Below are 12,154 nucleotides of genomic sequence, written 5' to 3'. Positions count from 1 at the left end.
CTGTACGTTCTATTCCTGAGCACTCCCGGAGCCGCCACTCCGGGACGCCGCCTTCATGGCGCGCGCAGTTCGCCCTTGGCGATCTTGTCGGCGTCCGAACCCGCAGGAGCTTCCGGTATCGTCGACAAGTCGATGATATAGGGCTGCTCGGGCGGGCACGGCGGGATCATGCATAAGCCGCTCATCGTCGCCTTGCCCTTGAAGATGCCGTTGCCCGAAACGTCCGGCGTGCGCGGCCGCCCATCGTTGGCGCCCACGCCGGTCGGGTCGTCGTCTCCGGTGGAAGGGACGCGGTACTGGTCCGGCGTCGGCGCACAGACCACGATCTCGCCCTGTTTCATGGTTCGCAGACAGGCGTTGCGCGAAGTATCCTTCGTGATCCGGCCGCCTGTTCCAAGCATCTTTTCGGCGATCGCACGGTCTTCGGCAGAAGCGCCGGAAGCAGTTTGAGCAATCGCCGGGACGGGAGCGATTATTGCGATTGCGAAAGGGTATATCCAGCTTCTCGACAATTCAAAGTCCTCTGTCTAATCGATGAAAATCTTGCCTCCCTGGATTAATCCGGAGTGAACATGTCCGAAAACACTACCCCCGCTAGTCATGTGCTTGATCGCGTTCTGGTCCTCGAAATGGTGCGCGTCACCGAGGCTGCCGCCATCGCCGCGTCGACCCTCATCGGGCGCGGAGACGAGAAGGCGGCCGATCATGCCGCAGTCGAGGCAATGCGCAAGGCCTTTGACGGCCTGTACATCGACGGGACGGTCGTGATCGGCGAGGGAGAGCGCGACGAGGCCCCCATGCTGTTCATCGGCGAGAAGGTCGGCGGCGCTCCGGGCAAGGGTCCGAAGATCGACATCGCGCTCGATCCACTCGAAGGCACCACCATCACCGCCAAGGCCGGACCGAACTCGCTGGCGGTGCTGGCGGCGGCGGAGGAAGGCGGCCTGCTCAACGCGCCCGACGTCTACATGGAAAAGATCGCGGTCGGCCCCGGCTATCCGGACGGCGTGATCGACCTCAAGAAGACCCCGACCCAGAACGTCGAAGCGGTGGCGGCGGCCAAGGGCGTGAAGCCTTCGGACATCATCGTCTGCGTGCTCGACCGCCCCCGCCACGAGGCGCTGATCGCCGAACTGCGCGAGATCGGCTGCGGTGTCGTGCTGATTGGCGACGGCGACGTCGCGGGCGTCATCGCGGTGACCGACGAGGACACCACCATCGACCTCTACATGGGCTCGGGCGGCGCGCCCGAGGGCGTGCTGGCTGCTGCGGCGCTGCGCTGCGTCGGCGGACAGTTCAACGGCCGCCTGCTGTTCCGCAACGACGACGAGCGCTCGCGCGCCCGAAAATGGGGCATCAAGGACCTCGACAAGATCTACAAGCTGGAAGAGCTGGCCAAGGGCGACTGCATCTTCGCGGCGACCGGCGTTACCAGCGGCTCGCTGCTCGACGGGGTGAAGCGTCGCAAAGGCGGCATCATGACCACCGAAAGTGTGGTCATGCGCGCCAGTTCCGGCACCGTGCGCTGGATCAGGGGCGAGCATCGGATCTGACGTAAGGTGACAGGGTTTACACGGTTTACACGGTCCAGAGGGGAAAGGTGTCACCTTGTGAGGGTGAAGTGTCACCTTGTGGTGTAACCTTGTGACGGAAGGTGAGCGGCGGACGGGGCATGAGCGCAATGTACCGGAGCGCGCCGCGTGTAGGAAAGCGGGCCTTCGAAAAGCGCCCCATTGCGGACATTGCCTGATCCTCCCTGTCGCGCAGCGATGGGGAGGGGGACCGCCGACGCAGTCGGTGGTGGAGGGGGAACCCCTCCGTCAGCCCTGCGGGCTGCCACCTCCCCATTCCTGCGGAACAGGGAGGATAAAACGGCCACTTCCTACCTAAAGTCTTCATTTAAACACCATCGTCATCCCAGCCCCCTCACCCCGCAACCATGCCTCAAATCGGGCCGATGCGGTGACAATCGGCCGCCGACTATTGCAATCCCGCGACACCCGGGTACAGGGCCGGTCCCAACGACCGACCGCCAGGAACCGTCACGGGGATTCGCAAATGAAGATCATGTCCGGCAACAGCAACCTGCCGCTCGCACGCGCGATCGCAGGGTATCTCGAACTGCCGCTCACCGACGCCGCCGTCCGCCGCTTCGCGGATGAGGAAATCTTCGTGGAAATCCACGAGAACGTCCGCGGCGAGGACGTCTTCGTGGTCCAGCCGACCAGCTACCCCGTCAACGACAACCTGATGGAGCTGCTGATCTGCATCGACGCGCTGCGCCGCGCCTCGGCCAAGCGCATCACTGCGGTCGTCCCCTACTTCGGCTACGCCCGCCAGGACCGCAAGCCCGGCCCGCGCACCCCGATCTCGGCCAAGCTGGTGGCTAACCTGCTGACCGAAGCCGGCGCCGACCGCGTGCTCTCGGTCGATCTGCACGCCGGGCAGATCCAAGGCTTCTTCGACATCCCCACCGACAACCTGTTCGCCGCGCCCGTCATGGCGGCCGACATCCAGGCCCGCTACGGCGATCAGTCGTTGATGGTGGTCTCGCCCGACGTCGGCGGCGTGGTCCGTGCCCGCGCACTGGCCAAGCGCCTCGACAACGCGCCGCTCTCGATCGTCGACAAGCGCCGCGACAAGCCGGGCCAGTCGGAAGTCATGAACATCATCGGTGATGTGAAGGGCCGCGCCTGCATCCTGATCGATGATATCATCGATTCGGGCGGCACCCTGTGCAACGCCGCGCAGGCGCTGATGGACGAAGGCGCCGCCAGCGTCACTGCCTACATCACCCACGGCGTCCTGTCGGGCGCAGCGGTGAGCCGCGTGACCAATTCCGCGCTCAAGGAACTGGTCATCACCGATTCGATCATGCCGACCGAAGCCGCCAAGGCCTCCGACAAGATTCGTATCCTGCCGATCGCCCCGCTGCTTGGCGAGGCGATCCGCCGCATCGCCGACGAAAGCTCGGTGTCGAGCCTGTTCGACTGAGCTGTCGCTAAGAACCACCCTGCCCCCTCCCGCAAGCGGGAGGGGAATGAGACCGTTTGCTTGCCCTCCCGCTTATCCTGAGCCTGTCGAAGGGGAGGTCCGGGAGGCTTGGCCCGGAGGGCTTAGCCGGACGGGGTGGGCGACAATTATCTCTACTCCCAGGGCCGCGCCTGTCCCGGCTCGATCCGGCGCAGCGCTTCCAGACGCCGCGCCTGACGCGATTCGAGCGCCAGCGTCAGGATCGGCTGCGGGCGCGTGACGAACTGGCGCGGCGACATACCGAACAGTTCGGTGAACTCATGGATAAGATGACTCTCGTCGTAATAGCGCAGAGCGATCTCATCTCCCTCGCGCGAATCGGCTACGCCGCGCAGGTGGCTCGCCATGTCGAGCGCGCGGGCGCGGCGCAGCACCTGCTTGGGCGGCAAGCCGAAATCGCGGCTGACCACGCGCTCAAGCTTGCGGCGATCGACCCCACATTCGGCCGCCGCATCGCTGACCGAGATGCCCGGATCGCGCAGGCTGATCTCTTCGAACTGCGCGGTGACGGGGTCAGGCTCCGCCCCGCCCAGCCTTTCGACCTGCCGGCGAACCAGCCCCTCGATCGACTGCAGCCATTCCTCCGGCGTCGCACCGGGGTCCAGCACCTGCAGGAAGTCATCCGAAGGCGCGGTCATCACGTCGGTAGGAACGACCCTGTCGAGAAACTCTCCCACGCGCGGCAATTTCAGCGAGGTGCCCGTCCCGGGACGGATGACATACCCGACGCTGACGAAACTGCCCGTTACCGAAATCGGCATGCGCCGCGAATGAGGACCGAAATAGAATGCCCCGCGCCGGGTGGTAACAGGTCCTTCTGCGGTCTGCGCCGCCCAGTCCCCCGCCATTTGCACGCGCACGCAGGCGGTGTCGTTGAACAGTCCGCAGGACACCGTGTAATCCTTGGGCAGATCGACTTTCGTGACATAGAGGCGGCCCAGCCAGGGTGCCAGATCGGGCGCAGGCGCGCGGTTGTAGGACAGGGGTTGCCCGTCACGTGTGATGCCTTGCTGCGGCGCAATCGAGGGATCGACCGCAGGACGGTTCCTGCGTTGCATGGTTACCCTGTTTTAAAGATGCCCTTGAAAAGCGATAATTGCGCAATGGCTTGGGAGCAATGCGAGAAAATCTACAAGGGCTGTTAGATTCCTAGTATTTTCTTGCAGGTAATGCCCCCGGATACCCCTGACCCAAGGAACTTGACCGGATCACCATCCGGAAGGCAGAGCAGGCGGCATGAAACTCGACCACGACATCGCCCTCGCGCTCCGCCTTGCCGATGCGGCGGGCGAAGCTATTCGCCCCCACTTCCGCACCGGCCTCGCCGCCGACCGCAAGTCCGACGCCTCGCCCGTCACCGTGGCCGACCGGGCGGCAGAAGAAGCCATGCGCCGCATCCTCAAGGCCGAAGTGCCGCGCGATTCGATCATCGGCGAGGAATTCGGCACCGAGGAAGGCGGCTCGAACCGCACCTGGGTGCTCGACCCGATCGACGGCACCATCTCGTTCATGGGCGGTCGCGCGACCTTCGGCACGCTGATCGCGCTGCTGGTCGACGGCTGGCCGGTACTGGGGATCATCGACCAACCCATCCTGAACGAGCGCTGGGTCGGCGCCAGCGGCCACGCCACCACCTTCAATCGCAGCGAAGTGCGCACTCGTCCCTGCCGCGAACTCTCCGACATGATGCTGGCGACGACCGGCCCGCAGTACTTCGACGACCATCAGGGCGCCCACTTCATGGCGCTGGCGGCCAGGACCGACCACAAGCGCATGATGTTCGGCGGTGACTGCTACAACTACGGCCTGCTGGCGAGCGGCCACATCGACCTCGTCTGCGAGGCGGGGCTCAAGCTGCACGACTGGGCCGCGCTGGTCCCCATCGTCGAGGGCGCGGGCGGCATCATGTGCGACTGGAACGGCGAGCCCCTTCACGCTCAGTCCGGCGGCGAGGTGCTGGCGATCGGCGACCCCGCGCGGCTGGAAGACGTGATCGAGGCGATGGCCTGCCATCATCACGGCCATCACCACGACTGACCCTTGAGGCTGTTCTTCTACGGCACCCTTCGCCCAGATGCGGATACGCCGATGGCGCGGTGGATCGCAGCGCGGCTGGTCGTGGCCGAGCCGGGCGAGGTGCCGGGGCGGCTTTACGCGGTCCCGGACGCGCAAGGCTGGTATCCGGCGCTGATGCCGGGCACAGGCCGGGTGCGGGGCATGCTTTGCGAACTGCAGCTGCGACCCGGCGATCTGGCGCGGCTCGACCGGTACGAAGGGCGGGAGTACCGGCGGGTGGCGCTTCCGGTTCGTACCGGCGCAGGGCGGGTCAGCGCACAGGTCTATGTATGGCGCGGGCGATTGCCGCAGGGCCGGGCGATCGGGCCGGACTTCCCAGAATGGCTGCGCAGCGTTCGCGGCATGGCTTACTCGTGAACCGCGCGCTTGCCTTTCCTGCATCCAGCCACTAAGGGCGCGTCCTTCAATCGACACGGTCGAGTCTGCCCCTGGGGAGATTCGCGGGTCGGCCTGGCGAAAAGGGCTGCCAAGGCCGGCGGGACGTGTCCCGATCAAAGGAGACGAAAATGCCCAAGCTGAAGACCAAGAGCGGCGTGAAGAAGCGCTTCAAGCTCACCGCCACCGGCAAGGTGAAGCACGGCGTAGCCGGCAAGCGCCACCGCCTCATGAGCCATAACGGCAAGTACATCCGCCAGAACCGCGGCACCGAAGTCATTTCCGACGCCGATGCCAAGGTCATCAAGAAGTGGGCGCCCTACGGGCTCAACTGAGGAGTACTGACGAATGAGCCGTATCAAGAGGGGTGTCACCACCCGCGCAAAGCACAAGCGGATTCTGGACCAGGCCAAGGGCTATCGTGGTCGCCGCAAGAACACCATCCGCGTCGCACGCCAGGCCGTCGAAAAGGCCGGCCAGTACGCGTACCGCGACCGCAAGATCAAGAAGCGCACCTTCCGCGCTCTCTGGATCCAGCGCATCAACGCGGCCGTCCGCGCTGAAGGCCTGACCTACTCGCAGTTCATCCATGGCGTGAAGCTCGCCGGGATCGAACTGGACCGCAAGACGATGGCCGACCTCGCCATGAACGAAGGCGGCGTGTTCAGCACCGTCATCGCGCAGGCGAAGGCAGCTCTGCCCGCGGCGGCGTAAGCCACCGACGCGTAAAGCTCCTCAGCTTCATCGCGCGATTTCAAAGGGCGTGGATGGCATGTGCCGTCCGCGCCCTTTTCGCGTGTTGGGATAGCGCACCAGCTGGGTTCCTGCCTGCGCGGGAATGACGACAGGGTGTTAACTGCCGATTGAAGCGATTCCGCTGCATCACTCTTCCCAGTCATTCCCGCGAAGGCGGGAACCCAGCTGGTGGCCCCTCCGATGCGCGAAACCTTCGATCCATGCACGTACCTCCTCGCGTCACATCGCAACGGTACGCTCTATGTCGGAGTCACATCGAATCTGCTTCGTCGCCTCCATCAGCACCGCGAGGGCTTGATCGAAGGGTTCACGAGCGACTACGGCGTGCATCGACTGGTCTGGTTCGAGCGGCACGCGACGATTGAAAGCGCGATCCTGCGCGAGAAGCGGATCAAGACGTGGAACAGGGCGTGGAAACTCGCCCTGATCGAACAGGCCAATCCCGATTGGCGCGACCTTGCGGTGGATTTCGGCTTCGTGCCGCTGCCACCGCCCCGGATCGTCAGGGGATAGGGCATCAGATGGGTTCCCGCCTTCGCGGGAATGACGAGTTTTTGGGGTTTAGTATCGTGCTCGATTTTGATCAGGTGATCTCGGCGATCGAAGGTGCCGAAACGCTCGAGGCTCTCGAAGCGCTGCGCATTCAGTATCTGGGCAAGGCGGGCGAGATCACCGGGCTGATGAAGCGTCTGGGCGGCATGTCGCCCGAGGAGCGGCGCGAGATGGGGCCGTTGTTCAACGGCTACCAGCGCGACGCCAACGCCGCCATCACCGCCCGCAAGGAAACCCTCGAAACCGCCGCGCTCGACGCGCGCCTTGCGGCCGAGACGATCGACCTATCGCTCCCTGCGCCCGCCACTCCGCGCGGCGCCGTCCACCCGGTCTCGCAGGTGATGGACGAGCTGGCCGAAGTCTTCGCCGACCTCGGCTTCGCGGTCGCCACCGGGCCGGAGATCGAGGACGACTGGCACAACTTCACCGCGCTCAACATGCCCGAAAGCCACCCGGCGCGCGCGATGCATGACACCTTCTATTTCCCGGACCGTAATGACGACGGCCGCGAGATGCTGCTGCGCACGCATACCTCGCCGGTGCAGATCCGCTCGATGATCCAGCAGGGCGCGCCCATCCGCATCATCGCGCCGGGCCGCGTCTACCGTTCGGACAGCGACGCCACGCACACCCCGATGTTCCACCAGATCGAGGGCCTCGTCATCGACAAGGGCATCCACCTCGGCCACCTGAAGTGGACGCTGGAAGCCTTCCTCAAGGCCTTCTTCGAGCGGGACGACATCGTCCTGCGCCTGCGCCCCAGCTACTTCCCCTTCACCGAACCCTCGATCGAGGTGGACGTGGGCTATTCCAGCCAGGGCGGACGCCGCGTGGTCGGCGGTTCGGGCGATGCGCCGGGGCACGCCTGGATGGAAGTGCTGGGGTCAGGCATGGTCAACCGCCGCGTCATCGCGGCGGGCGGCATCGACCCCGACGAATGGCAGGGCTTCGCCTTCGGCATCGGCGTCGATCGCCTTGCCATGCTCAAGTACGGGATGGACGACCTGCGCGCCTTCTTCGACGGCGATGTGCGCTGGCTCTCCCACTACGGTTTCTCCGCCCTCGACGTGCCGACCCTTTCGGGCGGCGTCGGTACGCCGGCATAAGGCGGGAAGGATTTAGACAATGAAGTTCTCGCTCTCCTGGCTCAAGACGTACCTCGAAACCGATGCGTCGATCGAGCAGATCGCCGCCACCCTCAACGCCATCGGCCTTGAGGTCGAAGGCATCGAAGACCCTGCCGCGAAGCTGGAAGGCTTCCGCGTGGCGAAGGTGCTCACGGCTGAAAAGCACCCGCAGGCGGACAAGCTGCAGGTGCTGACCGTCGACACCGGCGACAAGGTGCTCACCGTGGTCTGCGGTGCGCCCAATGCGCGCGCAGGGCTGGTCGGCGTGCTCGGCCTGCCGGGCGCGGTGGTGCCGGTGAACGGCATGGCCCTCAAGGTTGCCGCCGTGCGCGGCGTCGAATCGAACGGCATGATGTGCTCCACCCGCGAGCTGGAGCTGGGCGAGGACCACGATGGCATCATCGAACTGCCCGAGGATGCGCCCGTCGGCACGCCCTTCGCGCAGTATCACGGCGCCGATCCGGTCATCGACGTGTCGATCACCCCGAACCGCCCGGACTGCATGGGCGTCTACGGCATCGCCCGCGATCTCGCGGCAGCGGGCCTCGGCACGCTGAAGCCGATCGTCGCGCCCGAGGCCGCAGGCACCTTCCCCTGCCCGGTCGAGGTGCGCACCGATGATGCCGAGGGCTGCCCGGCCTTCTACGGCCGCGTCATCAAGGGCGTGCGGAACGGCCCCTCGCCGCAGTGGCTGCAGGATGCGCTCAAGTCTGCGGGTCAGCGCCCGATCTCGGCGCTGGTCGATGCGACCAACTACGTGATGCTCACGTATGGCCGCCCGGCCCACGCCTATGACCTCGCCAAGCTGACCGGCGCCGTCGTCGCCCGCCGCGCGAAGGACGGCGAGACGGTCGAGGCGCTGAACGAGAAGACCTACACCCTCGACGCCGAAATGACCGTGATCGCCGACGGCAGTGGCGTCCACGACATCGCAGGCATCATGGGCGGCCAGCACTCGGGCTGTGGCGATGCCACCACCGACGTCCTGCTCGAAATCGCCTACTTCGATCCCGAGCGTATCGCCAAGACGGGCCGCAAGCTCAACCTCACGTCAGACGCGCGCGGGCGGTTCGAGCGCGGGATCGACCCGCAGTTCCTCGACACCGGCCTTGCGCTGCTGACGAACCTGATCGTCGAGCTGTGCGGCGGCGAAGTGTCCGAGATCGTGCGCGCGGGCGCTGCTCCGGGCACGCCCAAGATCGTCCACTTCGCGCCCTCGCTGGTCGAGAAGCTGGGCGGCGTCACCGTCACCCCCGGCGAACAACAGCGCATCCTCGAAAGCCTCGGCTTCTCGGTGGTGGAGGCTGACGACTGGGCCGTCACCGTCCCCGGCTGGCGTCCTGACGTCGATGGCGCGCCTGACATCGTCGAGGAAGTCGTGCGCATCCACGGCCTCGACAAGGTCGAGAGCGTGCCGCTGCCGCGCGCCGACGGCGTCGCCAAGCCCACCGCCACCCCGGCGCAGGCACTGGAACGGCGCGTGCGCCGCGCCGCTGCGGCGCGCGGGCTTCAGGAAGCCGTCACCTGGTCGTTCCTGCCCGAGCCCGCCGCCGAGGCTTTCGCCGAAGGTCCGCTGTGGGTGCTCGCCAATCCGATCAGCGAGGACATGAAGGCCATGCGCCCCTCGCTGCTGCCGGGCCTGCTGATGGCGGCGAAGCGCAACCTCGATCGCGGCGCGGCCTCGCTGCGCCTGTTCGAGATCGGCCGCCGCTATCTGCGCGGTGCCGGCGGGGCGAGCGATGAACGGCTGACGCTGGGCGTCGTCCTCGCGGGCGAGAAGACCACGCGCGGCTGGGCGACCGGCAAGGCGACGGCGTTCGACGCCTACGATGCCAAGGCCGAAGTGCTGGCGCTGCTGGCCGAGGCTGGCGCCCCGGTCGACAAGCTGCAGGTCATGGGCGAAGCTGGTCCCCAGTTCCACCCCGGCCAGTCGGCGACGCTGCGCCTCGGCCCCAAGACGGTGCTGGCGCGCTTCGGCATGCTGCACCCGAAGACGGCGAAGCAGTTCGACGTCGATGGCCCGGTGGCGGTCGCCGAACTGTTCCTCGACGCCATTCCCGGCAAGAAGGGCACGCCCGGCTTCGCCCGCGTCTCCTACGCGCCCCCGGCGCTGCAGGCGGTGACGCGCGACTATGCGTTCCTCGTGCCCGCAGAGCTGCCCTCGGGCGATCTCGTGCGGCTGGTGCAGGGCGCGGACAAGGCCAACATCGTCGCGGTGCGCCTGTTCGACGACTTCCGTGGCAACGGCGTGCCCGAGGGGCAGAAGTCGCTCGCGCTCGAAGTCACGCTCCAGCCGGTCGAGGCCAGTTACAAGGAAGCCGACCTCAAGGCGATCAGCGAAAAGGTGACCGCCGCCGCCGCCAAGCTGGGCGCGGTGCTGCGGGGGTGATGCAAGACCCTTCGACAAGCTCAGGGTGAGCGGAGGCAGGGTAAAACCTCCCAAGCCCGCTCAGGCTGAGCTTGTCGAAGCCCCGGCCGCATAAACTGGCTCAGGTGGGAAGTACGACAAGGGGACTGACGTGGACTTCGTGACCATCTCCTCCGGCGATCTCACCGCCCGGATCAACCCGCTCGGCGCCGAACTCTGGTCGCTGACCGACAGTTTCGGCCGCGAATACATGACCGATGCCGACCCGGCGTTCTGGACCGGCCACGCGCCGCTGCTGTTCCCGATCGTCGGGGCCTTGAACGGCGACACCTACCGGCTGGACGGCGAGGAATACGCCCTGCCCCGGCACGGCTTCGCGCGCAAGTCGGTGTTCGAGGTCTTGGAAGCGGGCACCGATCGTGCGCTTTTCCGCCTGACCGACAGTCCTGAAACGCGCGCGGTCTATCCGTTCGCCTTCATGCTGGAGATGGCGTTCCGACTGGAAGGCACAGCCCTGTTCACCGAGGCGCGGGTGCTCAACGCCGGCGATGCCCCGTTGCCATTCAGCCTGGGCTTCCACCCCGGCTTCGCCTGGCCGCTGCCGGGAGGCGCCACCAAGGCCGACCACGTGGTCGCCTTCGAACAGCCCGAACCCCAGCCGATCCGCCGCATCGACGGTCCCAGCGGACTCCTGTTGCCCGAGCCTGTGGCATCGCCGGTCGAGGGCCATATCCTGCCGCTGGACGCCGCGCTGTTCGAGGAGGACGCGGTGATCTGGGACCGCCTCTCCAGCCGCGCGCTCACATACGGCGCACCGGGCGGGACACAGCTCGCCATCGCCTTTCCGGACACCCCGATGCTGGGCATCTGGCAGAAGCCCGGCGCGGCTTACTTGTGCATCGAACCGTGGCAGGGCCATGCCGACCCCCTTGGCTTTGCCGGCGATTTCCGCGAAAAGCCGGGCGTGATCACGCTGGCGCCCGGAGAGGCGCGCAGCTTCCGCATGGACGTCACCGTCCTCTCCGCAGATTGAAGGAATCCCCATGAAGACCGTACTTGTAACCGGCGCCACTTCCGGTATCGGCGAAGCCTGCGCGCGCGCTTTCGTGAAGGCCGGATGGCGCGTGATCGGCACCGGCCGCCGCGCCGAGCGGCTTCAGGCGCTGACGGACGAACTGGGTGCCGACCGCTTCCACGCCGCCGTCTTCGACGTGCGTGACGAAGCCGCCCGCGACGCCGCGCTCGATGCGCTTCCGGCCGATTTCGCCGCGATCGACTGCCTCGTGAACAACGCGGGTCTCGCGCTGGGCGCGGCGCCCGCGCAGGCAGCCGACCTCGCCAACTGGAAGACGATGATCGACACCAACGTCGTCAGCCTGGTCTCGCTGACGCACAAGCTGCTGCCGGGCCTGATCGCGCGCAAGGGTGGGATCGTGATGCTGTCCTCGGTCGCGGCGACGTATCCCTACACCGGCGGCAACGTGTACGGCGGCACCAAAGCCTTCGTGCGCCAGTTCGCGCTCGGCCTGCGCTCGGATCTGAGCGGCACCGGCGTGCGCGTGACCTCGATCGAGCCCGGCATGGTGGAAACCGAGTTCACCGTGGTTCGCAACGGCGGCGATCAGGCCGCGTCCGACACGTTCTACGCAGGCGTCAACCCGATGACCGGCGAGGACATCGCCGAGACCGTGCTCTGGGTCGCCACCCTGCCCGCGCACGTCAACATCAACACGCTGGAACTGATGCCGGTGAACCAGTCGTTCGCGGGCTTCCAGATCGCGCGGGAAAATTAAAGCGTGCTCGCCTCGTAATTTTATCGCCGTCAGTCCCGCGAAGGCGGGAACCCATCTCCTGACGTGGCAGATTG

Annotated in this window: 13 protein-coding genes; 11 read left to right on the top strand and 2 right to left on the bottom strand. The window is 66.4% G+C overall.

Annotated features, from left to right (window positions below; genetic code table 11):
• Positions 1 to 53: 53 nt before the first annotated feature.
• The gene (locus KZO24_RS17350) at positions 54 to 341 is read right to left on the bottom strand and encodes a hypothetical protein (protein WP_271180787.1); all 288 of its coding nucleotides are present in this window, start codon (positions 339 to 341) and stop codon (positions 54 to 56) included.
• Between the two features lie 231 nt (positions 342 to 572).
• Here KZO24_RS17350 and glpX point away from each other — a divergent pair, with 231 nt between their 5' ends.
• Positions 573 to 1,553, top strand: a complete 981-nt coding sequence (glpX, locus tag KZO24_RS17345) for a class II fructose-bisphosphatase (protein ID WP_271180786.1) — start codon at positions 573 to 575, stop codon at positions 1,551 to 1,553.
• A gap of 505 nt (positions 1,554 to 2,058) precedes the next feature.
• Entirely contained in the window at positions 2,059 to 2,994 is a 936-nt protein-coding gene (locus tag KZO24_RS17340; RefSeq protein WP_008829617.1) for a ribose-phosphate pyrophosphokinase, read from the top strand.
• 152 nt (positions 2,995 to 3,146) lie between these two features.
• Here KZO24_RS17340 and KZO24_RS17335 read toward each other — a convergent pair whose 3' ends face one another.
• Complete coding sequence (locus tag KZO24_RS17335; protein ID WP_271180785.1) at positions 3,147 to 4,091, bottom strand: helix-turn-helix domain-containing protein; 945 nt, start codon at positions 4,089 to 4,091, stop codon at positions 3,147 to 3,149.
• 178 nt (positions 4,092 to 4,269) lie between these two features.
• On the opposite strand from KZO24_RS17335, the gene KZO24_RS17330 reads away from it, so the two are divergent.
• The 9 genes from KZO24_RS17330 (at position 4,270) to KZO24_RS17290 (ending at position 12,080) form a co-directional block, all read left to right on the top strand.
• Positions 4,270 to 5,070 (top strand): inositol monophosphatase family protein, encoded by an 801-nt coding sequence (locus KZO24_RS17330; RefSeq protein ID WP_486486673.1) that lies wholly within the window; start codon positions 4,270 to 4,272, stop codon positions 5,068 to 5,070.
• A 3-nt stretch (positions 5,071 to 5,073) separates the two neighbouring features.
• On the top strand, positions 5,074 to 5,466 hold the full coding sequence (locus KZO24_RS17325) for a gamma-glutamylcyclotransferase family protein (protein ID WP_271180783.1): 393 nt from the start codon (positions 5,074 to 5,076) through the stop codon (positions 5,464 to 5,466).
• 149 nt (positions 5,467 to 5,615) lie between these two features.
• A complete protein-coding gene (gene rpmI, locus KZO24_RS17320; protein ID WP_008829613.1) occupies positions 5,616 to 5,819 on the top strand; it encodes a 50S ribosomal protein L35 in 204 nt (67 codons plus the stop codon).
• Between the two features lie 13 nt (positions 5,820 to 5,832).
• Entirely contained in the window at positions 5,833 to 6,198 is a 366-nt protein-coding gene (gene rplT / locus KZO24_RS17315) for a 50S ribosomal protein L20 (RefSeq protein ID WP_008829612.1), read from the top strand.
• A gap of 222 nt (positions 6,199 to 6,420) precedes the next feature.
• Positions 6,421 to 6,753, top strand: coding sequence for a GIY-YIG nuclease family protein (locus tag KZO24_RS17310; protein WP_036529909.1), 333 nt, complete (start codon positions 6,421 to 6,423; stop codon positions 6,751 to 6,753).
• A gap of 56 nt (positions 6,754 to 6,809) precedes the next feature.
• Positions 6,810 to 7,898, top strand: coding sequence for a phenylalanine--tRNA ligase subunit alpha (pheS, locus tag KZO24_RS17305; protein WP_271180782.1), 1,089 nt, complete (start codon positions 6,810 to 6,812; stop codon positions 7,896 to 7,898).
• Positions 7,899 to 7,917: 19 nt separating this feature from the next.
• Complete coding sequence (gene pheT, locus KZO24_RS17300) at positions 7,918 to 10,308, top strand: phenylalanine--tRNA ligase subunit beta (RefSeq protein WP_271180781.1); 2,391 nt, start codon at positions 7,918 to 7,920, stop codon at positions 10,306 to 10,308.
• 130 nt (positions 10,309 to 10,438) lie between these two features.
• Complete coding sequence (locus KZO24_RS17295) at positions 10,439 to 11,320, top strand: aldose 1-epimerase family protein (protein ID WP_271180780.1); 882 nt, start codon at positions 10,439 to 10,441, stop codon at positions 11,318 to 11,320.
• A 10-nt stretch (positions 11,321 to 11,330) separates the two neighbouring features.
• Entirely contained in the window at positions 11,331 to 12,080 is a 750-nt protein-coding gene (locus tag KZO24_RS17290; protein WP_271180779.1) for an SDR family NAD(P)-dependent oxidoreductase, read from the top strand.
• Positions 12,081 to 12,154 lie beyond the last annotated feature (74 nt).

This window comes from Novosphingobium sp. NFX11, assembly GCF_057376415.1.
The sequence above is the reverse complement of the archived record's forward strand: the minus strand, read 5'-3'. Positions and strand labels throughout refer to the sequence as shown.